Origin of the sequence: Halomonas sp. Y3, assembly GCF_024137965.1 — a bacterium.
Classification (GTDB): Bacteria; Pseudomonadota; Gammaproteobacteria; order Pseudomonadales; family Halomonadaceae; genus Halomonas; species Halomonas mongoliensis.
This window is the reverse complement of sequence record NZ_CP099975.1, coordinates 1,276,237-1,299,993: the sequence shown is the minus strand read 5'-3', so window position 1 is coordinate 1,299,993 and position 23,757 is coordinate 1,276,237. Positions and strand designations below refer to the sequence as shown.

At 70.0% G+C, this 23,757-nt stretch carries 22 protein-coding genes; 10 read left to right on the top strand and 12 right to left on the bottom strand.

Features of this window, described 5'->3' with window-relative positions; all coding sequences use genetic code 11:
- The first annotated feature begins 16 nt into the window (after nt 1-16).
- Nucleotides 17-853, top strand: coding sequence for an archaetidylserine decarboxylase (gene asd, locus NHL60_RS06180; RefSeq protein WP_253450288.1), 837 nt, complete (start codon nt 17-19; stop codon nt 851-853).
- Here the strand turns inward: asd and epmA are convergent.
- Together epmA and efp are read right to left on the bottom strand one after the other, a co-directional pair.
- Nucleotides 850-1,836 (bottom strand): EF-P lysine aminoacylase EpmA, encoded by a 987-nt coding sequence (gene epmA, locus NHL60_RS06175; protein WP_253450285.1) that lies wholly within the window; start codon nt 1,834-1,836, stop codon nt 850-852. The two genes, asd and epmA, sit on opposite strands and share 4 nt — an antisense overlap.
- A gap of 141 nt (nt 1,837-1,977) precedes the next feature.
- Nucleotides 1,978-2,544 (bottom strand): elongation factor P, encoded by a 567-nt coding sequence (efp, locus tag NHL60_RS06170; protein WP_253450282.1) that lies wholly within the window; start codon nt 2,542-2,544, stop codon nt 1,978-1,980.
- Between the two features lie 113 nt (nt 2,545-2,657).
- Between efp and epmB the strand changes: the two genes are divergently transcribed.
- Nucleotides 2,658-3,692: an EF-P beta-lysylation protein EpmB gene (gene epmB, locus NHL60_RS06165; RefSeq protein WP_253450279.1), complete on the top strand. Its 1,035-nt coding sequence runs from the start codon at nt 2,658-2,660 to the stop codon at nt 3,690-3,692.
- Between the two features lie 85 nt (nt 3,693-3,777).
- Here the strand turns inward: epmB and leuA are convergent, their stop codons facing one another.
- From leuA to pgi, 7 genes are all read right to left on the bottom strand, one after another.
- Nucleotides 3,778-5,484, bottom strand: a complete 1,707-nt coding sequence (gene leuA / locus NHL60_RS06160; RefSeq protein ID WP_253450276.1) for a 2-isopropylmalate synthase — start codon at nt 5,482-5,484, stop codon at nt 3,778-3,780.
- Between the two features lie 339 nt (nt 5,485-5,823).
- A complete protein-coding gene (locus NHL60_RS06155) occupies nt 5,824-6,654 on the bottom strand; it encodes an ion transporter (protein WP_253450273.1) in 831 nt (276 codons plus the stop codon).
- The gene (serB, locus tag NHL60_RS06150) at nt 6,651-7,880 is read right to left on the bottom strand and encodes a phosphoserine phosphatase SerB (RefSeq protein WP_253450271.1); all 1,230 of its coding nucleotides are present in this window, start codon (nt 7,878-7,880) and stop codon (nt 6,651-6,653) included. Before serB ends, NHL60_RS06155 begins: the two co-directional genes overlap by 4 nt.
- On the bottom strand, nt 7,877-10,129 hold the full coding sequence (gene parC / locus NHL60_RS06145) for a DNA topoisomerase IV subunit A (protein WP_253450268.1): 2,253 nt from the start codon (nt 10,127-10,129) through the stop codon (nt 7,877-7,879). Before parC ends, serB begins: the two co-directional genes overlap by 4 nt.
- Before the next feature lie 7 nt (nt 10,130-10,136).
- Nucleotides 10,137-12,017, bottom strand: coding sequence for a DNA topoisomerase IV subunit B (parE, locus tag NHL60_RS06140; protein WP_253450265.1), 1,881 nt, complete (start codon nt 12,015-12,017; stop codon nt 10,137-10,139).
- Nucleotides 12,014-12,661 (bottom strand): YqiA/YcfP family alpha/beta fold hydrolase, encoded by a 648-nt coding sequence (locus NHL60_RS06135; protein WP_253450262.1) that lies wholly within the window; start codon nt 12,659-12,661, stop codon nt 12,014-12,016. The genes parE and NHL60_RS06135 overlap by 4 nt, the downstream gene beginning before the upstream one ends.
- Before the next feature lie 28 nt (nt 12,662-12,689).
- A complete protein-coding gene (pgi, locus tag NHL60_RS06130; RefSeq protein ID WP_253450259.1) occupies nt 12,690-14,360 on the bottom strand; it encodes a glucose-6-phosphate isomerase in 1,671 nt (556 codons plus the stop codon).
- Between the two features lie 103 nt (nt 14,361-14,463).
- Between pgi and cmoA the strand changes: the two genes are divergently transcribed.
- Together cmoA and cmoB are read left to right on the top strand one after the other, a co-directional pair.
- Entirely contained in the window at nt 14,464-15,246 is a 783-nt protein-coding gene (cmoA, locus tag NHL60_RS06125; protein WP_253450256.1) for a carboxy-S-adenosyl-L-methionine synthase CmoA, read from the top strand.
- A 2-nt stretch (nt 15,247-15,248) separates the two neighbouring features.
- Complete coding sequence (gene cmoB / locus NHL60_RS06120) at nt 15,249-16,241, top strand: tRNA 5-methoxyuridine(34)/uridine 5-oxyacetic acid(34) synthase CmoB (RefSeq protein ID WP_253450253.1); 993 nt, start codon at nt 15,249-15,251, stop codon at nt 16,239-16,241.
- 7 nt (nt 16,242-16,248) lie between these two features.
- On the opposite strand, the gene NHL60_RS06115 is transcribed toward cmoB, so the two are convergent.
- From NHL60_RS06115 to NHL60_RS06105, 3 genes are all read right to left on the bottom strand, one after another.
- Nucleotides 16,249-16,575, bottom strand: a complete 327-nt coding sequence (locus tag NHL60_RS06115) for a type II toxin-antitoxin system PemK/MazF family toxin (RefSeq protein WP_253450250.1) — start codon at nt 16,573-16,575, stop codon at nt 16,249-16,251.
- Nucleotides 16,563-16,814 carry an AbrB/MazE/SpoVT family DNA-binding domain-containing protein gene (locus NHL60_RS06110; protein ID WP_301271096.1) on the bottom strand — a complete coding sequence of 84 codons (252 nt, stop codon included), beginning with the start codon at nt 16,812-16,814 and terminating at the stop codon, nt 16,563-16,565. Before NHL60_RS06110 ends, NHL60_RS06115 begins: the two co-directional genes overlap by 13 nt.
- 99 nt (nt 16,815-16,913) lie before the next feature.
- Nucleotides 16,914-17,588 (bottom strand): zinc metallopeptidase, encoded by a 675-nt coding sequence (locus NHL60_RS06105; protein WP_253450244.1) that lies wholly within the window; start codon nt 17,586-17,588, stop codon nt 16,914-16,916.
- A gap of 137 nt (nt 17,589-17,725) precedes the next feature.
- On the opposite strand from NHL60_RS06105, the gene hemP reads away from it, so the two are divergent.
- The 6 genes from hemP to NHL60_RS06075 all read left to right on the top strand — a co-directional run bounded on the left by hemP (nt 17,726) and on the right by NHL60_RS06075 (nt 23,735).
- On the top strand, nt 17,726-17,902 hold the full coding sequence (gene hemP / locus NHL60_RS06100) for a hemin uptake protein HemP (RefSeq protein ID WP_253450241.1): 177 nt from the start codon (nt 17,726-17,728) through the stop codon (nt 17,900-17,902).
- An 87-nt stretch (nt 17,903-17,989) separates the two neighbouring features.
- Nucleotides 17,990-20,008, top strand: coding sequence for a TonB-dependent receptor (locus tag NHL60_RS06095; protein WP_253450238.1), 2,019 nt, complete (start codon nt 17,990-17,992; stop codon nt 20,006-20,008).
- Nucleotides 20,009-20,039: 31 nt separating this feature from the next.
- Entirely contained in the window at nt 20,040-21,107 is a 1,068-nt protein-coding gene (locus tag NHL60_RS06090; RefSeq protein WP_253450236.1) for a ChuX/HutX family heme-like substrate-binding protein, read from the top strand.
- Nucleotides 21,104-21,988, top strand: coding sequence for a hemin ABC transporter substrate-binding protein (locus NHL60_RS06085; protein ID WP_253450233.1), 885 nt, complete (start codon nt 21,104-21,106; stop codon nt 21,986-21,988). Before NHL60_RS06090 ends, NHL60_RS06085 begins: the two co-directional genes overlap by 4 nt.
- On the top strand, nt 21,985-22,995 hold the full coding sequence (locus NHL60_RS06080) for an iron ABC transporter permease (RefSeq protein WP_253450230.1): 1,011 nt from the start codon (nt 21,985-21,987) through the stop codon (nt 22,993-22,995). Before NHL60_RS06085 ends, NHL60_RS06080 begins: the two co-directional genes overlap by 4 nt.
- A complete protein-coding gene (locus NHL60_RS06075) occupies nt 22,989-23,735 on the top strand; it encodes an ATP-binding cassette domain-containing protein (RefSeq protein WP_253450227.1) in 747 nt (248 codons plus the stop codon). The genes NHL60_RS06080 and NHL60_RS06075 overlap by 7 nt, the downstream gene beginning before the upstream one ends.
- Nucleotides 23,736-23,757: the final 22 nt, after the last annotated feature.

Here is a 23,757-nt window from a genome sequence, read left to right as displayed (position 1 = left end):
AGCAACAGGAACGCCCTTGTCACTCGCCAAGCTCTTTGCCCTGATCCAGTACCCCCTGCCCCACCACCTGCTCTCGCGGCTGGTGGGGCGCCTCGCTGAATGCCGCACCCCCTGGCTGAAGAATGCCCTGATACGGCGCTTCATTCGTCAGTTCAGGGTCGACATGAACGAGGCGGCCAACCCCGACCCGACGGCCTACGCCACCTTCAACGACTTCTTCACCCGGGAGCTGAAGGCGGATGCCCGCCCCCTCGGCGAGGGGATCTTGAGCCCCGCCGACGGCAGGCTCTCCCAGTTCGGCCCCCTCGAAGCCGGCCAGCTGGTCCAGGCCAAGGGCCACCGCTTCTCGGCCATGGACCTGCTGGGCGGTGACGGCGACGCCGCCCGCCGCTACCTGGGCGGCAGCTTCGCCACCATCTACCTCTCCCCGAGCGACTACCACCGGGTGCATATGCCCCTGGCCGGCACCCTGACCGAGATGGTCTACGTGCCGGGGCGGCTCTTCTCGGTGAACGCCGCCACCACCGAGCACGTGCCCAACCTCTTCGCCCGCAACGAGCGCCTGGTGTGCCACTTCGACACCGAGCAGGGCCCCATGGTGATGGTGCTGGTGGGGGCGATGATCGTCGCCGCCATCGAGACGGTGTGGGCCGGGCAGATCACCCCGCTGCCCCGGGGCGGCGTGCAGCGCATCCGCTTCGACACGCCGGTGCATCTGGAACGCGGCGCGGAGATGGGCCGCTTCAAGCTCGGCTCCACGGTGGTGATGGCCTTCGCGGAGCCTGTGGCCTTCGCCGACGGCCTCGAGCCCGGCGCCAAGGTGCAGATGGGGCAGTCGCTGGGAGCGTTCTAGCAGCGCGGCGTGGCGAAGGCCATCACCTCCGCCACGCTGGCCTTGCCCAGGGCCAGCTGGATCAGCCGGTCGATGCCCAGGGCCACGCCACTCCCCTCGGGCATACCGTGCTCAAGCGCCGCCACCAGGCGCCGGTCGATGTCCACCTCCGGCAGCCCCGCCGCCCGCCGGGCGGTGTTGTCCTCCTCGAAGCGCGCCGCCTGCTCGGCGGCGTCGGTCAGCTCGTCGTAGCCGTTGGCGAGCTCCAGCCCCTCGAGGTAGAGCTCGAAGCGCGAGGCCACCCACTCGCCGTCCTCCGGGTCGCGGTGACGCCGGGCCAGGGCCGCCTGGCTGGCCGGGTAGTCCACCACCACCTCGACCCCCTCGCGGCCAAGCCCCGGCTCGATCACGAGACTCATCAGCAGGTCGAGGCAGTCGTCGCGGGGGGCGTCATGCATGGCGAGCCCGCCCTTCTCTTCGGCCAGCCGGCGCAGCTCGGCCAGGGGCGCGGTGAAGGGATCGATGGCCAACGCCTCGCGAAACAGCGCCCGGTAGCGGCGACGGCGCAGCGGTACCGCCTTATCCCCCGGCTCTCGACCCAGCAGCCGGTGCACCAGGGCGGCCGTCTCCTCGATCAGCGCATCGAGGGTGAAGCCGGGGCGGTACCACTCCAGCATGGTGAACTCGAGGTTGTGGCGCCGCCCCACCTCGCCGTCGCGGAAGCAGCGCGCCAGCTGGAAGATGGGCCCGGCCCCCGCCGCCAGCAGCCGCTTCATGGCGAACTCCGGCGAGGTCTGCAGCCAGAGCCGCTCGCGTCCCGCCGGCGTGGTCGCCCGGGCCGAGAGCGAGGCCAGATGCAGGTCGGTGCTGCCGCCGTGGCCCAGCACGGGCGTCTCCACCTCCAGCACGCCGCGCTCGGCGAAGAAGACCCGCACCTCGGCCAGCAGCCGCGCCCGGTCGCGCAGGGTCGCGATCGTCGCCGTGGGGCGCCAGTCAATGGCCATGAAACGCTCTCCAGAACCATGAAGGCCACGCCGATCCGACGTGGCCTTTAGAGCCGTAAGCCGTAAGCCAAGAAACTGCCACAAACCTGGTTTTTCTTAGAGCTTACAGCTCATAACTTACAGCTCCCGGCGAAGCCGGGCTCAGGCGCGGGAGACGTACTCGCCGGAGCGCGTGTCAACCTTCAAGACTTCGCCCTGGTTGATAAAGAGCGGCACGCGAACCACGGCGCCGGAGGAGAGGGTCGCCGGCTTGGAGCCGCCCTGGGCGGTGTCGCCCTTGAGGCCCGGGTCGGTCTCGACCACCTCGAGCTCGATGAAGTTGGGCGGGGTCACGCTGATGGCGTTGTCGTTCCACAGGGTCACGGTGTAGACCACCTGCTCCTTGAGCCACTTGATGGTGTCGCCCAGGGCCTTCTTCTCCACCGCGTACTGCTCGAAGGAGCCGTCGGTCTTCATGAAGTGCCACATCTCACCGTCGGTGTAGAGGTACTCCATGTCCAGGTCCATCACGTCGGCGCCTTCCAGGCTCTCGCCGGACTTGAAGGTGCGCTCCCAGACGCGGCCGGTGATCAGGTTGCGCAGCTTGACGCGGTTGAACGCCTGGCCCTTGCCGGGCTTCACGAACTCGTTCTCGACGATCGAGCAGGGATCGCCGTCCAGCATCACCTTCAGACCGCCCTTGAATTCGTTGGTAGAATAGTTCGCCATCTTCTCTCACCCATGTTCAAGCGCGCCGCCGGACCCCGGGGCGCGCTGGGAAACGATAGTTCGACGAGGCCAGGCATGTCGCCGGGCGTCGTCCGCATTGACTGGTGTTCCGCATGATAACCCGAAGCCCCGCCCTTTTGCAGCGTCACGACGAGGCCGAACCGCTGGCGCTACCGCCCGCCTGGCAGGCCCAGCTGGCCGGCGCCATTCGCGACCCCGCCGAGCTGTGCCGTCGCCTGGGCCTGGATCCCGCCTGGCGGCCCGGCGCCGAGGCGGGCCATGGGCTCTTCGAGGTGCGGGTTCCCGAGGCCTTCCTGGCCCGCATGCGCCCGGGTGACCCGACCGACCCCCTGCTGCGCCAGGTGCTGCCCCTGGGCGAGGAGCTCCTGCCGACCCCAGGCTATGTGGCCGACCCCCTCGAGGAGGCCGCCCATACTCCAGCGAAGGGGCTGATCCACAAGTACCGTGGACGCGTGCTCTTGATCACCAGTCCCGCCTGCGCGGTCAACTGCCGCTACTGCTTCCGCCGCCACTTTCCCTACGCCGAGAACGCCCCCTCCCGGGCCCAGTGGGAGTCAAGCCTCGACCATCTGAGACGCGACCCCACAATCGTTGAAGCGATCCTCTCCGGCGGCGACCCCCTGGCCGCCAGCGACCGCCAGCTCGCCTGGCTGGTCGAGCGCCTGGCGGCCATCCCCCACCTCAGGCGGCTGCGGATCCATACCCGCCTGCCGGTGATGATCCCGGACCGCATCGACGCCGCCCTGCTCGACTGGCTCGGCAGTACCCGGCTGCAGAAGGTGGTGGTGCTGCATATCAACCACGCCCAGGAGATCGACGACGCCGTGATCGACGCCTGCGCCCGGCTCAGGGCTGCCGGCGTCACCCTGCTCAACCAGAGCGTGCTGCTGCGCGGGGTCAACGATTCGGTAGACGCCCTGGCGGCGCTCTCGGAGAGGCTCTTCGAAGCGGGGGTGCTGCCCTACTACCTCCACGTGCTCGACCCGGTGGCCGGCGCGGCCCACTTCGACGTGCCGGACGAAGAAGCCCGCGAGCTGGTCGCGGGCCTCCGGGAAGTGCTGCCGGGGTTTCTGATGCCGCGGCTGGTCAGGGAGATCCCCGGCGAAGGGAGCAAGACGCCCTTGTAGGAGCCCGACTTGTCGGGCGATTGGCGCCGGGGAGGCCTCCGGCCTCCATCGCCCAATGAATTGGGCTCCTACAGCAGGAGGCGTATCACGCCAGTGACTCCGCAGTCACATTGGCCGCTGGGGCCTGGGTCGAGACCTTGCGGTTGATGGCGCTCATCACCGCCTTCATGGAGGCGCTGGTGATGCTCTCGTCGGTGCCGACGCCGAACACCGCCTCGCCGGCGATGCGCACCTCCACGTAGGCGATCGCCTCGGCGTCGGAGCCCTGGCCGCGGGAGTGCTCGTGGTAGTCGATGATCTCCACGTCGTGGCCGGCGGCGGCCAGCGCCTTGATGTAGGCCGCCAGCGGGCCGTTGCCCTGGCCCTGGATGGTGCGGCGCTCGCCGCGCTCCTCGATGGTCGCCTCCAGGGTCACCACTGGGCTCTCCGGCTCCGAGGAGAGGCGGTGGCTGACCAGCGCATAGGGCGAGGTCTGCTCCAGATACTCGTCGGCGAAGGCCTGGTAGATCATCTGGGAGGTGATCTCCTTGCCGGTGCGGTCGGCCACCTCCTGCACCACCTGGCTGAACTCGATGGAGAGGCGGCGCGGCAGCTCGATGCCGTGCTCCTGCTCCAGCAGGTAGGAGACGCCGCCCTTGCCGGACTGGCTGTTGACGCGGATCACCGCCTCGTAGCTGCGGCCCACGTCCAGGGGGTCGATGGGCAGGTAGGGCACCTCCCAGACGGCATCCGGGTTGGCGCGGCGCTCCGCCATGCCCTTCTTGATGGCATCCTGGTGGGAGCCGGAGAAGGCGGTGAAGACCAGGTCGCCCACGTAGGGGTGGCGCGGATGCACCGGCAGCTGGTTGCAGTACTCCACTTCGCGCATGATCGGCGTGATGTTGGAGAAGTCCAGGCCCGGGTGCACGCCCTGGGTGTACATGTTCATGGCAAGCGTCACGATATCGACGTTGCCGGTGCGCTCGCCGTTGCCGAAGAGGGTGCCCTCGACGCGGTCGGCGCCCGCCATCAGAGTCAGCTCGGCGGCGGCCACCCCGGTGCCGCGGTCGTTGTGGGGGTGCACGCTGACGATCAGGGCATCGCGGTTCTTCACGTGGCGGCAGAACCACTCCACCTGGTCGGCGTAGTTGTTGGGCGACGCCGCCTCCACGGTAGCCGGCAGGTTGACGATCATCGGCTTCTCGGCGGTGGCACCGTAGGCCGCCATCACCGCCTCGACCACCTCCTTGGCGAAGTCCATCTCGCTGGTGGTGAAGAGCTCCGGGGAGTACTGGAAGGTCCAGTTCGTCTCCGGGGCCTCCGCCATGCGCTGCCGGATGCGGGCGGTGGCGTCCACGGCGATGCCGATGCACTCCTCCTTCGTCACGTTGAACACCACGCGGCGGAAGACCGGGTCGGTGGCGTTGTAGACGTGGACGATGGCGTTCTTCGCCCCCTTGAGGGACTCGAAGGTGCGGTCGATCAGGTGATCGCGGGCCTGGGTCAGCACCTGGATGGTGACGTCATCGGGAATGCGGTCGCCCTCGATCAGGGAGCGCACGAAGTCGAAATCGGTCTGGGAGGCCGAGGGGAAGCCCACCTCGATCTCCTTGAAGCCGATCTTGACCAGCAGGTCGAAGAAGCGCTGCTTGCGCTCCTGATCCATGGGATCGATCAGCGACTGGTTGCCGTCGCGCAGGTCGACGCTGGTCCAGATCGGCGGCTGCTCGATGCGGCGGTTAGGCCACTGGCGGTCGGGCAGGTCCACGGCAACGAAGGGGCGATACTTGGAAGCGGGGTTGTCGAGCATCATGGCGGCGTTCTCCCTGGGCGGCGGTTGGGCAATCGAATCAGTGGGCGGTATGCAAACGACGGCGCCCCGACGGGCATGGGCCTGTCGGGGCGTCGAGGCAGAAGGCAGAGGTCGCACGGGTGCCAGCGCTGCGGCCGGCACGGGCGACAAAGGGGGCATTCATGCTGAAACTGCAGGGGGTGGTGGACATGCTACAACCTCGTTTTCGACCTGACTGTTGCGATGCACAGGGGGCATCGCCGCACGCTATTCAGACGCGGGCTAGTAGTCGTAGGTCGAGGGCGAGGTCGTAAGCAGTCATGTTCATGCCCTCTAGAGAATCAGTCTCGAGCCCCTTTGTCAACTCCTGCGCTCCAGCAGCGACTCCATCCGCGACAGCTGAGCGCGCAGTTCGCGCACGTCGTCGCGCAGTCCGTGAAGTTCCGCGGCCTCCCCCTCTCCGGTCTCCAGCTCGATGGCCAGGCTCTCCTTCTGCATCACGTCGAGCACGATGCCGATCATCATGTTGAGGAAGATGAAGGCGTTGAGGAAGATGAAGGTCAAAAAGTAGATCCAGGCGTAGGGGTAGTGCTCCATGGTCGGGTAGAGCACCGCCGTGGCCCAGCTCTCGAAGGTGGCCACCTGGAAGAGCGTCAGCATGGCCAGCGAGATATTGCCCCACAGCTGCTCGTCGACGCTGGCGAACAGGAAGCTGCCGATGGCGCCGTAGATGTAGAAGATGATGAACATCAAGAGCGCCACATAGCCCATGCGCGGGATCGACTTGAACAGGGCGGCGATCAGCAGGCGCAGCTCGGGGATCATCGACACCAGACGCAGCACCCGGAAGATGCGCAGCAGGCGCGCCAGCAGCACCATCTCCGAGTCGTCCATGGGGATCAGGCTAGCGGTGACGATGATGAAGTCGAAGATGTTCCAGCCCTTGCGGAAGAAGTCCCGCAGGCGCTTCTCCGCCGCCATGCGAATCAGGATCTCCACCAGGAAGAAGACCGTGACCGCCACGTCTAGCCACAGCATCACCTCCTGGAAGCGGCTCACCTCCTCCTCGTAGGTCTTGGCGCCGATCAAGAGCGCCGAGACCACGATGATGGTGATCACCGTCAGCTCGAAGGCCTTGTTGGTGCGCAGCCGCTCGAAGCGGTCGCGCCAGAGATCGAAGGACGCGCTCACTCCCCCTGCTCCTCCAGGTCCACCTGGCGATAGCCGATCAGGTAGAGCACCGCATCGAGGCCGAGCGTCGAGATGGAGTGGCTGGCCTGGGCGCGCACCAGCGGCTTGGCGCGAAAGGCGATGCCGAGCCCCGCGGCGGCCAGCATCTTGAGGTCGTTGGCCCCGTCGCCCACGGCGATGGTCTGCTCCAGGGCGAGCCCCTCGCGCTCGGCGATCTCGCGCAGCAGCTGCGCCTTGCGCTCGGCGTCGAGGATCGGCTCGCGCACTTCGCCGGTGACCTTGCCGTTCTCGATCAAAAGCTCGTTGGCGTGGATCTCGTCGAAGCCGAGCTTCCGCTGCAGGTGGCGGGCGAAGTAGGTGAAGCCCCCGGAGAGGATCGCCGTGCGATACCCCAGCCGCTTGAGCTGGGCCATCAGCCGCTCCACGCCATCCATCAGCGGCAGCGACTCGGCGATTTCGGCCAGCACCGACTCGTCGAGGCCCTTGAGCTTGGCCATGCGCTCGCGAAAGCTCTGCTGGAAGTCGAGCTCGCCGCGCATGGCGCGCTCGGTGACCTCGGCCACCTCATCATAGACGCCGTGGCGGCGGGCCAGCTCGTCGATCACCTCGGCCTGGATCAGGGTGGAGTCCATGTCGAAGCAGACCAGGCGGCGGTGCCGGCGCCAGATGGAGTCCTCCTGGATGGCGATATCGACGCCGTGCATGGCGCCCAGCGCCAGCGCCTTCTCGCGCAGGGCGTCGAGGTCGACCTCCTCGCCGCGCAGCCAGCACTCCACGCAGGCGCCCCGGATGGCATCGCGCTCGCCGGGCACGCCGCCGTCCAGGGGCTCGCGGCCGGAGAGGCGGTGGATCAGCTCCACGGTGAGGCCGTGCTCGGCGGTGAGTGAGCCCACCTCGGCCAGGATGCCGGCGGGCAGGTGGGGCGCCAGCAGGGTCAGGATCAGCCGCGGCTGGCTCGCCTGGCTGCTCCAGCGCTGGTACTCCTCTGCCCCCACTTGAATCGCCTGCACGTCCAGGGCGAGGGCGTCGCCGGCGGCGGCCAGGGCCCCTTCGAGATCGGCCTCCTGCTCGAGCCCCACCAGCGCCTCCAGGGAGAGCATGCCGAAGGTCACGCTCTGGTTGATATCCAAAAGGCGCGCGCCGCTTGCGGCCAGCGCCCTGCCCAGCCCGGCCAGCTGGCCCGGGCGCGCCGCGCCGGTGGCGCGGATCAGTACTCGTCGTGTCATTCAGAAACCTCCAGGCGGTCAACCTTCTGCAGGCCCCGGGGCAGCTTGCTGCCGCGGCGGCCGCGCTCGCCGCGATAATACGCGAGATCGTCGGGCTTGAGGGTGAGATGGCGCTTGCCGGCATGCACCACCAGGCTGGCGCCGGCCGGCAGCACGACCAGGTCGCGCACCAGCTCCTCGCGGCGAGCGGCCCTGGGCCCGGGGATGTCGATCATCTTGTTGCCCTTGCCCTTGGCCATCTCGGGCAGCTGTGACAGCTCGAAGACCAGCAGGCGCCCCTCGTTGGAGACCGCCGCCACCAGGGTCCCCTCCCCCTCCGGCACCGCCACCGGCGGCAGCACGTTGCACCCCTTGGGCACCGTGAGCGCCGCCTTGCCGGACCTGTTCTTGCCCACCAGGGCCTCGAGCGGTGCCACGAAGCCGTAGCCGCCGTCGGAGGCGAGCAGGAAGCGCGCCGTGGGCGGCGCCAGCATCACCCCGGCCATATGGGCGCCGGCCACCACGTTGACGCGGCTGGTGACGGGCTCGCCCTGGCCCCGGGCGCTGGGCAGGTTGTGGGCCTGCAGGGTGTAGGCGCGGCCGGTGTCGTCGAGCAGCACCAGGGGCTGGTTGGTCTTCCCCCGAGCGGCCAGGGCGAAGCGGTCGCCGGCCTTGTAGGAGAGCCCCGCCGGGTCGATCTCGTGCCCCTTGGCGCTGCGGATCCAGCCCTTCTCGGAGAGCACCACGGTGATGGGGTCGGCGCCCACCAGCTCCACCTCGGAGAGCGCCCGGGCCTCCTCGCGCTCGACGATGGGCGAGCGGCGCTCGTCGCCGTGGGCCTCGCCGGCCTCGCGCAGCTCCTCCTCGATCAGGTCGGTGAGCGCCACCTCGTTGCCAAGCAGCTCCCGGAGCCGCTTGCGCTCCGCCTCGAGCTCCTCCTGCTCGCCGCGGATCTTCATCTCCTCGAGCTTGGCCAGCTGGCGCAGGCGCAGCTCGAGGATCGCCTCGGCCTGGCGCTCGGAGAGCCCGAAGGCCTCCATCAGGGCCGGCTTGGGCGCATCCTCCTCGCGGATGATGCGGATCACCTCGTCGATATTGAGGTAGGCGATCAGCAGGCCCTCGAGCAGGTGCAGGCGATCCTCCACCTTGCCCAGGCGGTGCTCCAGGCGCCGGCGCACCGTGGCGCGGCGAAAGCGCAGCCACTCGCCGAGCAGGTCGGGCAGCGGCATCACCCGCGGCCGGCCGTCCAGGCCGATCACGTTCATGTTGACGCGGATGTTCTTCTCGAGGTCGGTGGTGGCGAAAAGGTGCGCCATCAGCGCCTCGATGTCGACGCGGTTGGAGCGCGGCTCGATCACCAGGCGGGTGGGCTCCTCGTGGGTCGACTCGTCGCGCAGGTCGGCCACCATGGGCAGCTTCTTGGCCTGCATCTGGGCGGCGATCTGCTCGAGGATCTTGGCCCCGCTCACCTGGTAGGGCAGCGCGGTGACCACGATGCTGCCCTCCTCCATGACGTAGCGGGCGCGCAGCTTCACCGAGCCCCGCCCGCTCTCGTAGAGCTTGCGCAGATCACTAGGCGGCGTGATGATCTCCGCCGCGGTGGGGAAGTCCGGCGCCGGCAGGTGCGCAACCAGGTCCGCGGTAGTGGCCTCGGGGTGGCGCAGCAGGTGGCAGGTCGCCTCCACCACCTCGTGGACATTGTGGGGCGGGATGTCCGTCGCCATGCCCACGGCGATGCCGGTGCCGCCGTTGAGCAGCACATGGGGCAGGCGCGCCGGCAGCACCACGGGTTCGTTCATGGTGCCGTCGAAGTTGGGGGTCCAGTCCACGGTGCCCTGGCCCAGCTCGGCCAGCAGCACTTCACTGAACCTGGAGAGCCGCGCCTCGGTGTAGCGCATGGCGGCGAAAGACTTGGGATCGTCGGGGCTGCCCCAGTTGCCCTGGCCGTCCACCAGCGGGTAGCGGTAGCTGAAGGGCTGGGCCATCAGCACCATGGCCTCGTAGCAGGCGCTGTCGCCGTGGGGGTGAAACTTGCCCAGCACGTCGCCGACGGTGCGCGCCGACTTCTTGTACTTGGCGTTGGCATTGAGCGCCAGTTCGCGCATGGCGTAGACGATGCGCCGCTGTACCGGCTTCATGCCGTCGCCGATATGGGGCAGCGCCCGGTCGAGGATGACGTACATCGAGTAGTCGAGGTACGCCTTCTCGGTGTATTCGCGCAGCGAGAGGCGCTCGACGTCGCCCTCCGCTACCTGGATATCCATGGTCATAAGGGGTTCAGACCTCTATGTCAGCGAGGTTGCCGTAGTCCTCGAGCCAGCTCTTGCGGTCGGAGGCGCGCTTCTTGGCCAGCAGCATGTCCATCATCTCCATGGTGCCGTCGCCCTCTTCGCGGGTGAGCTGCACCAGGCGGCGGGTCTCCACCGCCATGGTGGTCTCGCGCAGCTGCAGCGGGCTCATCTCGCCCAGGCCCTTGAAGCGCTGGACGTTCACGGTGCCGCGCTTGCCCTCGAGCCGGCGCAGGATCGCCGCCTTCTCGCTCTCGTCCAGGGCGTAGAAGACCTCCTTGCCGAGATCGATGCGGTAGAGCGGCGGCATCGCCACATAGACGTGGCCGGCATCCACCAGCGCCGGGAAGTGGCGCACGAAGAGCGCACACAGCAGGGTGGCGATATGCAGGCCGTCGGAGTCGGCGTCGGCGAGGATGCAGATCTTGTGGTAGCGCAGCTTGGTCAGGTCGTCGCTGGCCGGGTCCATGCCGATGGCCACGGCGATGTCGTGGACCTCCTGGGAGCCGTAGATGTCGTGGGACTCCACCTCCCAGGTGTTCAATATCTTGCCGCGCAGGGGCAGGATCGCCTGGCTCTCGCGGTTGCGCGCCTGCTTGGCGCTGCCGCCGGCGGAGTCCCCCTCCACCAGGAAGAGCTCGCTGGTGGCCGGGTCCTGGCCGGAGCAGTCGGCCAGCTTGCCGGGCAGCGCGGGGCCTGCGGTGACCTTCTTGCGCGCCACCTTCCTGGCGCTCTTCTGGCGGCGCTGGGCGGCGCTGATCACCAGCTCGGCGAGCGCCTCGGCCTGGTCCACGTGGTGGTTGAGCCACAGCGAGAAGGCGTCCTTGACCACCCCGGAGACGAAGCCCGCCACGGTGCGCGAGGAGAGCCGCTCCTTGGTCTGGCCGGCGAACTGGGGGTCGAGCATCTTGACCGAGAGCACGTAGGCGACCCGCTCCCAGAGATCCTCGGCGGTGAGCTTGACGCCCCGGGGCAGCAGGCTTCGGTACTCGCAGAACTCGCGCAGCGCCTCGAGCAGGCCGGCGCGCAGGCCGTTGACATGGGTGCCGCCCTGGGGGGTGGGGATCAGGTTGACGTAGCTCTCCATCAGCGACTCGCCCCCCTCGGGGAGCCACTGGATCGCCCAGTCCACCCCCTGCTCGTCGTCGGCGAAGTGGCCGACGAAGGGCGACTGGGGGAGCACCTCATAGCCGTCGGTGGCCTGGGCCAGGTAGTCGCGCAGGCCATCCTCGTACTGCCACTCGCTCTGGGTGCCGTCGGCCTCCATCAGGGTGACCTTCAGCCCCGGGCAGAGCACCGCCTTGGCCCGCAGCAGGTGCTTGAGCCGCCCCACCGCCAGACGCGGGCTGTCGAAGTAGCTCGTCTCCGGCCAGAAGCGCAGCACGGTGCCGGTATTGCGCTTGCCCACGCTGCCGATCACCGAGAGATGGGACACCGGCTCGCCGTGCTCGAAGGCCACGGCGTGGCGGCTGCCGTCGCGCAGCACCTCCACCTCCAGGCGCCGCGAGAGGGCGTTGACCACCGAGACGCCGACGCCGTGCAGGCCGCCGGAGAACTTGTAGCTGGCGTTGGAGAACTTGCCGCCGGCGTGGAGCCGGGTGAGGATCAGCTCCACCCCGGAGACGCCGTGCTCCGGGTGGATATCGATGGGCATGCCGCGGCCGTCGTCGGCCACCTCGATGCCGCCATCCTCGAAGAGCCGCACGCTGATCGACGAAGCGTGGCCCGCCAGCGCCTCGTCGACGCTGTTGTCCACCACCTCCTGAACCAGGTGGTTGGGGCGGCTGGTGTCGGTATACATGCCCGGGCGCTTGCGCACCGGCTCCAGGCCGGATAGCACCTCGATCGAGCTGGCACTGTATTGCGTCATGGGTCGTCCGGTTCCTTGTGTGATCGTGGCTGCCAGGCGGCCGGCAGGGCGTGGCCGCCGTGGGCCAGCAGTGCCGGCAGGTGCCGGGCCAGCACCGCGAAGCCGTGGTCGGCCCCCGGGTGCAGCAGGGTGCGCGCACCGCGGTAGAGGGCAAAGGCGGCCGCCGGGTCGAGCACCTCGTCGGCGCTTCCCAGCAGCAGCAGGTAGCGCGCCGGGGCGGTGATCCGCTCGGGCGTCAGGGCCTCGAGCTCGGCCAGGTGCGCCCTGCCCACCGTGAAGCGCTCGCCGGTGTGCGCGTTGACGAAGACCTCGTCGACCCAGTCCGCCACCAGACGCGCCGGCGCCACCGCCGGGTTGATCAGCGCCGCGGGCAGGCCGTGGCGCTCCGCCAGGCAGGTGGCCAGAAAGCCCCCCAGGGAGCTGCCGGCCACGAGCGGCGCGGGGCCGAGCTCGGCGAGCCGCGACTCGGCCAGGGCCAGGGCCTCGGCGGGCCGGTGCGGCAGCTGGGGCGTCACGCAAGGCAGACCCAGGTGGGCGCAGGCCTCGCGCATCCACACCGCCTTGGGCGAGCCCGTGCCGCTGTTGAAGCCGTGCAGGTAGAGCACCCCGCTGGCCGGCGCCACCCGCCAGGGGGCGCTCAGCATAGCGCAAAACCTGTACAAACAGCCAGCATCACACGCCTCGACCGCCGTTACCGTCGGCGGCCCAGGCCGCCTCGATCAGCGCTCGGGTGGAGGCGTCCATGCCCTCGAGGCCCCGACGCTCCTCGAGGATGCGCTGGGTCTCGCCGGCGATCTGCTTGCCCAGCTCCACGCCCCACTGGTCGAAGGGGTTGATCCCCCAGAGCGTGGCCTGGACGTAGACCTTGTGCTCGTAGAGGGCGATCAGGGCCCCCAGGGTGGCCGGGGTCAGCTCGTCGAGCAGCAGGGTGGTGGAGGGCTGGTTGCCACGATAGCGCTTGTGGCCGGGGCGCGGTCCCTCGTCGTCGATGGCGTCGTCGCCCAGCATCAGCACCCGGGACTGGGCGAAGCAGTTGGCCAGGGTCAGGCGGTGCTGCCCCTTGAGATGCCGGCGGGTGGCGTCGTCGGCCACCTCGTCATAGCGCCGCAGCGGCGCGATGAAGTCGCACTCCACCGCCTGGGTGCCCTGGTGCAGCAGCTGATAGAAGGCGTGCTGGGCGTTGGGACCCAGCTGCCCCCAGAGCACCGGGCAGGTGGCGTAGCCCACCTCGCGGCCGTCGGCGGTCACCGACTTGCCGTTGGACTCCATCTCGAGCTGCTCGAGGTAGGCGGCGAAGTACTCGAGCCGACCGTCGTAGGGCAGGATGGAGTGGGCGCGGATATCCAGGAAGTTGACGTTCCAGATCCCCGCCAGGGCCAGCAGCACCGGCAGGTTGTCGGCCAGCGGCGCGGTGCGAAAGTGCTCGTCCAGGGCGTGGGCCCCGGCCAGCAGCTCCCGAAAGCCCTGCATGCCCACCACCAGGGCGATGGGCAGGCCGATGCCGCCCCACAGGGAGTAGCGACCGCCGACCCACTCCCAGAAGGCCAGCTGATGGTCGGGGGCGATGCCCCACTCGGCCATCTTCTCGGGGCTGGCCGAAACGCCGATGAAGTGCTGACGCATCACCAGCTCGGCATCGACCCCCTCCTCGTCCTCCAGGCGCGACATCAGCCAGTCCCGTGCGGTTCGCGCATTGGAGAGGGTATCGATGGTGGTGAAGGACTTCGAGGAAAGCACGAAGAGGGTGGTCTCGGGGTCGAGGCGCGCCAGGCAGTCGGCGAGCTGGGAGCCGTCCATGGTGGAGGCGAAGTGCACCTCCACCCGATGGACGTCGCGCAGGCGGTAGTCGGAGAGCGCATGGGTCACCATCAGCGGGCCCAGGTCCGAGCCACCGACGCCGAGGTTGACCACGTGACGGATGGCCCTGCCGGTGGCGCCGCGCCACTGGCCGGTATGAAAGCGCTCCACCATGGTCTCCATGCGCGCCAGGGTGTCATGCACCCCGGGCACCAGGTCCTCGCCCTCTACCACCAGCGACGCGGACGCCGGCAGGCGCAGGGCGGTGTGCAGCGCGGGGCGATCCTCGCTGACGTTGACCCGCTCGCCCCCCAGCAGCCGCTTGATCGCCCCGGGGACATCCGCCTCCTCGGCCAGCGCCAGCAGCAGCGCCAGGGTCTCCTCGGACCAGCGCTGCTTGGAGAGGTCCAGGGTGAGGCCGGCGGCGCTGCGGGTGAAGCGCGCCTGGCGCTCCGGCTCGCTGGCAAAGCGCTCGCGCAGGTGGACCCGGCGCGCTTGCTCGGCGTGGGCGGCAAGCGCCCCCCAGGCGGCAGTCTGGTCGATCATCTCTTCTCCTTGCCCCGTCCTTGACTCGTCCTTCAAAACCGCGGATGCAGACCCGCCGAGCCGGGCGTAGAATGGCGCCCGTTCCCGCTTTTCTGGCCCGATCATGAGTGACGCATCTTACCGTGACGCGATCTTTTCCACACCCCTGGACCGGGTCGCACGCTTCTCCTTCGACGAGCGGGTGGTGGCCTGCTTCCCGGACATGATCCGCCGCTCGGTGCCCGGCTACGGGCAGATACTGGGCATGCTGGGGCTGATCGCCCGCCGCCACCTGCGCCACGGCGCCCGGGTCTATGACCTGGGGTGTTCGCTGGGCGCCGGCGGCCTGGCGCTGGCCGGTCAGCTCTCCCCGGACGCCTTTCGCTACACGGGCGTGGATCTCTCCCCGGCGATGGTGGCCCGGGCCCGGGAGACCCTGGCCGCCGAGTGCCCCGACCACGCCATGGAGGTGATCGAGGGCGATATCCGCACCCTCGACTACGCTCCCGCCGGCATGATCGTGCTCAACTTCACCCTGCAGTTCCTGCCCCCGGCGGATCGCGAGGCGGTCATCGCCCGGCTCTTCGAAGCGCTGGAGCCCGGCGGCGTGCTGGTGCTCTCGGAGAAGATCCGCGCAGAGGACGAGCAGGAGAACGCCTGGCTGGTGGAGCGCTACCACGACTTCAAGCGCGCCAACGGCTACAGCGATCTGGAGATCAGCCAGAAGCGCACGGCGCTTGAGAACGTCCTGGTGCCGGACACCCTGGCGGCCCACCACGCCCGCCTGGCAGGCGCCGGCTTCGCCCGCAGCCACACCTGGTTCCAGTTCCTCAACTTCGCGTCCCTCGTGGCGTTCAAGGACCCAGCCTTCAAGGACGCCGACGCCCCGGCGCCGCGGGAGGAGTAGGCATGCCGATTCCCGCCGAACACCGCGCCCTCTACCGGGCCTTCCTCGATCAGGGCCTCGACACCTGGTTGGCCCGGCTGCCCGAGCAGCTCACCAAAGGGCTCGACCGTCGCCGCTACGGCGACCTGCCCGCCTGGGAGAAGGCGGTAGCCAAGCTGCCACTCCTGCCGGATCAACGCGAGGTAAGGCTCGACGCCGACACCCTCGAGGTCGAGCTCGACCTCACCGCGAGCCAGCGCCGCCAGGCCGAGAATCTGCTGAGAAAGCTCGCCCCCTGGCGCAAGGGGCCCTACCGGCTTGGCGGCATTCACATCGATACCGAGTGGCGCTCCGACTGGAAGTGGCAGCGCGTAGCGCCCCACCTGGCGCCGCTGGCCGGCAGGAAGGTACTGGACGTGGGCGGCGGCAGCGGCTACCACGGCTGGCGCATGGCAGGGGCCGGCGCGGCCTTCGTGCTGGTGATCGACCCCTCGCCGCGCTTCTTCTGGCAGTTCCAGGCGGTGCGCCACTTCGTGGGCGACGCCGACGGCGGCCGCACCCACTTCCTGCCGGTGGGCATCGAGGAGGTCCCCGAGGGCCTCGGCTTCTTCGATACGGTCTTCTCCATGGGGGTGCTCTACCACCGCCCCTCCCCTCTGGAGCACCTGAACCAGCTCAAGGAGGCCCTGCGCCCCGGCGGCGAGCTGGTGCTGGAGACCCTGGTGGTGGAAGGCGACGAGACCACCGTGCTGCTGCCTGGGGAGCGCTACGCCGCCATGCCCAACGTCTACTTCCTGCCGTCATCCGCCGCGCTCTGCCAGTGGCTCCGGCGCTGCGGCTTTAGCGACGTGCGGGTGGTGGACGAGGCGGTGACCACCACGGACGAGCAGCGCGCCACCGAGTGGATGACCTTCCAGTCGCTCGCCGACTTCCTCGCCCCCGAGGACCCGACGAAGACCCGGGAGGGCTACCCCGCCCCGCGCCGCGCGGTGGTCATTGCCAATCGGCCCAGATGAGGATTCACTACTGGAACATCTCCAGCAGGGTGGCATGCCAGATTGATGGCGGGATATCTCCCATCTTGCCGAGAATCCGCCGCTTGTCGATGCAGCGCAGCTGATCGAGCAGTATCCGTGCCGGTTTGTCCTGAAAGATCAGGGTCGGCCGGCAGCCCAGGGGCTGCCCCTTGCTGGTCACCGGCGCCACTATCACCCTGGGGAGCACCGCATTCATATCATCCGGCGAGATGATAAGCGCAGGACGTGTCTTGCGAATCTCGGTGCCCACCGTGGGGTCGAGGTTGACCCAGTAGACCTCCCCGCGGTGGATATCGCGGCCTACCACTGCCACTCATCCTCATCGGCTTCTGCTTCGACCAGCTCGCCCCAGACCGCATCGTCGCGGCTGGCATCATAACCGTCGAACCAGTGACGACGCGGCTGCTTGACCGGCTCCACCACCAGCCGCTGCCCCTCCAGATAAATCTCGACTTCATCGCTGATCTCCAGCTCGGCCAGCATGGCAGCCGGAATCAGTATTCCTTTCGAGTTTCCGATCTTTCTAAGATGTGTCCTCACGTCACGCCTCATTCCGACAAAGCGCCTCCCAGCAAAGCTACCCCCGACAACGCGCCTCCTGACAGACATCATGAAGTAATAACATAGTTATTACACCCGAGCATCCGGATGTCAACGCCGCAGGATCACCAGCCAGCGCCCCAGGTTGAGGATGCTGGCCAGTGAGGCCGCCACATAGGTGAAGGCGCAGGCGGTCAGCACGTGGCGGGCGCCGGGCATGTCGTAGGGGGGAATGTACTCCTTGAGCAGCGGCAGGGCCCGCTGGAAACTGGCGTCGAACTCCACCGGCAGGGTCACCAGGTGCACCAGCGCCGCGGTGCCGAAGCTGATCACCGCCGCGGCCACCACGATGGCCAGCCCCCCGGGCAGGCGAGTGAGCACGAACAGGAAGGGAGCGGCCATCATCAGCACGGCGCCAAGCTTCTCGGCCTTCTGGGCCACCGCCACCAGCCGCGAGCGGGCCAGCAGCGGCGCATAGCCCTGGTGGTGCTGGATGGCGTGGCCCACCTCGTGGGCCGCCACCGTCACCGCGGTAAGCGAGCGCCCGCCGTAGACCTCCGGCGAGAGCCGCACCCGACGCGCCTCGGGGTCGTAGTGGTCGCCGTGGTCGGTGGGCTCCACCTTGACCCCCTCGATGCCCAGCCGGCGCAGCAGGTGGTCGGCCAGCTCCGCCCCGGTGCCCGGGTAGTCATCGCGCCCGCGGGCGTGACGCTTGATGACCCACTGGGCCCAGACGTTGGGCAGCAGGAAGATGGCCAGCAGCAGGGCGATCAGCAGTATCAGCACGTCGGTTCACCTCCTCGGTTTCGGTGGCATTTTGACATCCGAAGGCGCTCCGCGCTCCCCCGACTTGACCCGACGCAGGATATAAACAATAATTATTCGCGTTTAATAAACAATCACATTACCCGAGCGTACCCAGCATGACGTCCCAAGCCACTCACCGAACCCGCGTACGTCCGGCGCCCGAGCCCCCGTCACCCGCCAGCGTCGACAGCCGCAGGCTGCTCGGCTCGGAGGGTCAGCTGCTGATCGAACACAGAGGCCGCCTCTATCAGCTGCGCGAGACCCGCAACGGCAAGCTGATTCTTACCGGTTAACACCCTCACGATCATCACATAGCGCCAGCCAGGTAGCCCACGCCACCCAGCCAGCCGCCCATCGCCTGATACAGGAACTCTCAGGACATGAAGCGAGCACTGTGCTGCAGCGGCGCCCTGGCGCTGCTCTCCTTCTCTCCCCTCGACGCCTCCCCCGTCGCGACCGCCTTCGGGCAGGAAGCGGCCGACCGCAGCGCCCAGGCGCTGACGCCCATGGCGATCACCGACGCTCGCCTGCCCACCGACACCTTCCGCGCGCCCATGATCATCGACGTGCTCGACCGTCGGGACCCCACCCTGGCGACCGCTACCCGGCTCGAGGACCTGCTGGGCAGCCAGCCCGGGCTCGGCGTCGCCGGCCAGGGCAGGCGCAACGGCCAGACCCTCAGCCTGCGGGGATTCGGCCGCCAGGGCGTGCTGGTGCGTCTCGACGGCGTGCGCCAGGACATTAACACCGGCCACCTGGGCAACGTCTTTCTCGACCCGGCGCTGCTCAACGAGGTCCAGATCGCCCGCGGCGCCCTCTCCAGCCTCTATGGCAGCAATGCCATGGGCGGGGTCGTCAGCTTCGAGACGGTGGAGGCCGCGGATCTGCTGGCGCCGGGCGAGAGCGCCGGAGGGCGCCTCTCCCTGCGCGGCGCCAGCGCCAGCGACGAGCTCGGCGCCACCCTCAGCCTGTTCGGCAGGCGCGACACCGAGCGGGGCGACGTCGACGGCCTGGTCGCCATCGGCCGCAGCGAATCCGGCGATATCCGCCGCGCCGGCGGCGAGACGGCCCCGGACGACGCCAGCCTCGACAGCCTGCTGGCCAAGGGGAGCTGGGCCTTCGCTCCCGACCAGCGCCTCTTCGCCAGCTGGCAGCACTATCGGGAGGCAAGCACTCAGCCCGCCAACCCCCAGCAGCTCGGCGCCGCGGACGACGCGCTGCGCGACCGCACCACCCGCAGCGACAACCTGCAGCTGGGCCATGCCTGGACGCCCGACCCCGTCACCCGGTTGGACAGCCGCCTGACGCTGAGCCGCCAGCAGATCGACGACACGGGTACCGACAGCGACGCCGGGCGCCGCCTGCAGCGCCTGGGCGTGCAGAGCGACGGCTATCGTCGGTTCGATCACGGCGGGTTCGATCACACCCTGGCGCTGGGCGCCGAGGCCAACCGCGCCGAGCAGCGCCCATCGGGCAGCGCCTCCGGCTTCCCCCGGGCCGATATCGATACCGCCGCCCTCTACCTGGACAGCACCCTGGGCGCCGGTGAGCACCTGGCCGCGGGAGGCCCCGGGCGCTTCGAACTGGGCCTCGGCGCCCGCTACGACCACTATCGCGCGGAAGACAGCCAGGGGCGGCGCAGTGACAAGGGGCGCGTCTCCCCGCGGCTGCGGCTGAGCTGGCTGCCGAGCCGCCACCTGATGCTCTACAGCGGCTACGCCGAGGCCTTCCGGGCGCCCACCCTCTCCGAGCTCTACGCCGACGAGCGCCACTTCGCCGGCTTCTGCGCCGGCCCCTTCTTCTGCGCCCCGGACAATTTCTGGGTGCCCAACCCCGATCTGGCCCCCGAGACCAGCCGCACCTGGGAGAGCGGCCTGGCCTGGCGCCTGGGCGACTGGGAGCTGCGCGCCAGCTACTACGACACCCGTGCCGACGACTTCATCGACACCGAAGTGGACCTCATGGCCGGCACCACCCGCGCCGCCAACGTCAGCAGCGCCCACCTCTGGGGCTATGACGCCCGTCTGGCGTGGCGCCCCGGGAGCCTGCCCATCGACGCCTTCCTGGGACTCTCCGAGGTGAGCGGCCGCGACCGCGAGAGCGGTGACGCCCTGGGCCGCCTGACGCCCCTCGAGGCCCTGGCCGGCGCCGACCTGCACCTCGCCCAGGGCGATCTGACCCTCGGCTGGCGCGGCCGCTTTGCCGACGCCTACGCCAAGGGCGACGACGGCCAACAGCCCGGCTATGGCCTGCATGACCTGCAGCTGGCCTGGCAGGCCACGCCGTCTCTCTCCACGTCGCTGCGCCTTGGCAACGTCGCCGACAAGACCTGGTACCGGCCGGACGGCAGCCTCGGCGACGGCCGCAGCGTAATGGCCAACGTCAGCCTGCAGTGGTGACCCGGGCCGCCCCACTGAAAAGGAGCCTCACATGACCGTATCTGCTACCCCGCTATCCGCCACCGTCCGCTCCATCCTCGACGCCTTCGACGCCGCCCGCCGCGCTTCGCCCCGGCTGCCGGCCATCGAGATCGCCCAGCGCCTGGGAATCAGCGAAGGGGAGCTGCAGGCCGCACGGCTGGGCCGCGACGTCGTCACGCTGCCGCTGCCCCCCGCCGAACTGGCCGGCCGCCTGCATACCCTGGGGCGCGTCAAGGCCCTGACCCGCTCCAGCGCCGCCGTGCTCGAACAGAGCGGCCGCTATCCCGTTGCCGGCGAGGCCAGCGCGGGGCTGCTGCTGGACCCGGGCGGCCTGGACCTGCGCCTGCACCTGCAGCGCTGGCACTGGGCCTGCCTGATCCAGGACGAGCTGCCGGACGCCGACGGCACCCCGGCCCGGCGCCACAGCCTGCAGGTCTTCGACCGCCACGGTCGAGCGCTCCACAAGGCGTTCTCCCTGGCGCCCGAACTGCCCGACGGCTGGCACGCCCTGGCGGCCGGCGCCGACACCCGGGCGCCCTGCTTCACCGGTCTCTCCCCCGCCGCCTCGCGTCCGCTGCCCGAGGCCCCGGGCCTGGCCCACGACTGGGGCAGGATGCGCGACGTTCACCAGTTCTTCACCCTGCTGCGCCGGCACGGCCTGGAGCGCCACGAAGCCAACGCACTGATGGAAGGGCGCTTTACCCACCGCCTGCCCGCCGGCATGATCGAGGCGGCCCTGGTGCGCGCCGCCGAGCGACGGCTGCCGCTGATGCTGTTCGTGGCCAGCCCCGGCGGGGTGCAGATCCGCAGCGGCACCCTGCCCGCTCCCGAGCGTCGCGGCGGCTGGCTCAATCTCTTCGGCAGCGACTTCACCCTGCACCTCAAGGATGACGCCATCGCCAACGCCTGGGTGGTACGCAAGCCCAACCGGGACGGCGGCGTCACCAGCCTCGAGGCCTTCGGCGCCGATGGCGAGCTGCTGCTGCAGCTCTACGCCCGGCGCCGGGAGGGGGAGCCGGAGCGCGCCGACTGGCGCTGCCTGCTGGAGGAGCTCGCCGGCCGGGAGGTAGCCGCATGAAGGCCGTGCTGCTGGGGGTGCTGCTGGCCGCCTGGCCGCTGACCGGCACCGCCGACCCGCCGCGCACGGTGGTGATCGGCGGCGACGTGGCCGAGATCACCGCCGCGCTCGGCGCCGCCGAGCGCCTGGTGGGGCGCGACGACACCAGCACCTACCCCGAGCGCCTGGAGGCGCTGCCCTCGGTGGGCTATCTGCGCCAGCTGGCCGCCGAGGGGGTGCTCTCCCTGCGCCCGGCGCACCTGCTGGTGGCGCGTGCCGCCGGTCCCCGGGAGGTGCTGGCGCAGCTCGAAGCCAGCGGCGTTGCGGTGTCACGCATCGACGCGCCGCCGCGCCTGGAGGCCATTCCCGCCAAGGTGCGCCAGGTGGCCGCGGCGCTGGGCGACGACCCGGCCATCGTCGACCGAGGCAGCGCCCTGGCCGAGGCACTTCAGGAAGAGATCGCCGAGCTGGCGGCGCTGCCGCCCCTGCCGCCCCTGCGCGCCCTCTTCCTGCTCGGTCACGGCGGCATGACGCCCCGGGTCGCCGGACGCGACACCGCCGCCCAGGCGATGATGGACGCCGTGGGGGTCACCAACGCCTTCGCCGAGATGTCGGGCTACAAGCCGGTGGGCGCCGAGGCGCTGATTCGCCAGGCCCCGGAGGTGGTGATCGCCACCCGCGGCGGCCTGGAGGGGCTCGGCGGCGAATCGGCCCTGTGGCGTCTGCCGGGGCTGGCCATGACTCCGGCGGGCCAGGCGCGGCGCCTGGTGGTCTTCGATGACCAGGCGCTGCTCGGCTTCGGCCCGCGCACCCCGGCGACCCTGCTGGCCCTCTACGAGGCCCTGGAGCACCAGGCCATGGCCCCGGATATCCCGGGCAGCGCAGGGAGCACGCCCCCATGATCGGCCGTCACTCCGGTTTTCCCGACCGGCAGGCGCTGAACGGGCTTGTGCTCGCCCTGCTGGCCGCCTGGCTGCTGGCCGCCTTCAGCGGCAGCCTCGGTCTCTCGCCCCGCCTGCTGCTGGGCGACTGGCCCACGCCTCTGGACTGGCAGGTGTGGTGGCAGCTGCGCCTGCCGCGGCTGCTGCTGGCCACCCTGGTAGGCGCCATGCTGGCCGGCAGCGGCGCGGCCATGCAGGGACTCTTTCGCAACCCCCTGGCCGACCCCAGCCTGCTGGGGCTGGCCAGCGGTGCGGGCCTCGCCGTGGCGCTGTGGATCGTGCTCTTCGACGCCTCGGGGCCCCTGGGGCTCTACGGCCAGTTCGCCGCCGGCTTTCTCGGCGCCCTGGCGGTCTGCCTGGTGGTGTTTCGCCTGGGGCGCGGCGGCCCGGGCCAGGAGGCCCTCTTCACCCTGCTCCTGGCGGGGCTCGCCATCAACACCCTGGCCGGCGCCTTCGGTGGACTGCTCGCCTTCTTGGCCAGCGACGAACAGCTGCGCCAGCTCAGCCTGTGGGGCATGGGCAGCCTGGCCCATGCCCTGTGGCCTGCGGCCCTCGGCGCGCTGCTCTGCATTCCGCCGGCGCTCTGGTGGCTCTGCCGCTGCGCCCGGGGGCTCGACCTGCTGCAGCTCGGCGAGCTGACCGCCCACGGCGCCGGCCTCGACGCGCCGGCGCTCAAGCGCCGGGTGGTGCTGGCCACCACCCTGGGGGTAGGCGTCTGCGTGGCGCTGGCCGGCATCATCGGCTTTCTCGGCCTGCTGGTGCCGCACTGCCTGCGGCTCTGGCTGGGTCCCGGCCACCGCCTGCTGCTCCCCGCCTCCATGCTGGGCGGCGCCCTGCTGCTGCTGGTGGCCGACACCCTGGCTCGCACCCTGGCAAGCCCCGCCGAGATCCCGGTGGGCCTGCTCACCAGCCTGCTGGGCGGCCCCTATTTCCTGTGGCTGCTGATGCAGCGGAGGCGCTCATGCTGACCCTGGAAGGTGCCGGCTTCACCACCGTCCCGGCGCTCGCCCCCCTGAGCGACGCCCTGGCGCCCGGCGAGCTGGTGGCCATCGTGGGACCCAACGGCGCGGGCAAGAGCACCCTGCTCGGCCTGCTCTCCGGCTTTCGCCCGCCGGAGCAGGGACGCGTCTGCCTCGACGCGCGCCCCCTCGCCGACTGGCTGCCGGAGGCGCTGGCGCGGCGGCGCGCCCTGGTGGCTCAGCAGGTGCGGCCCAGCTTCGATTGGACCGTGCGGGAGCTGGTGGCGCTGGGCAGCGAGGCGGGGCCTGCCCAGGTAGCCGAGAGCCTGGCCGAGCTCGACCTCACCGCCCTTGCCGAGCGCACCCTCACCGGCCTGTCGGGCGGCGAGGCCCAGCGCTGCATGGTGGCCCGGGCACTCTGCCAGCTCGACGGCGGCGACCCCGGCAGCCTGCTGCTGCTCGACGAGCCCACCAGCGCCCTGGATATCGGCCAGCAGCAGCGTCTGATGCGCCTGCTCCGGCGCCTCGCCGACCAGCGCGGCCTCGCCGTGGTCTGCGTCCTTCACGACCTCAATCTGGCGGCGCGCTACGCCCACCGGGTATGGCTGATGCAGCAGGGCCGGCGGATCGCCGCCGGCCCGCCGGGGGAGGTGCTGGGCGCAGGCCGCCTGGCCCGGGTCTTCGGCGCCGAGCTCCATGAGGCCAGGGTGGCGGCCGGCGAGCCCCCCGCTCTGGTGCTGGCGCGCTGACGGCCCGCGCCGCTCCAGAACG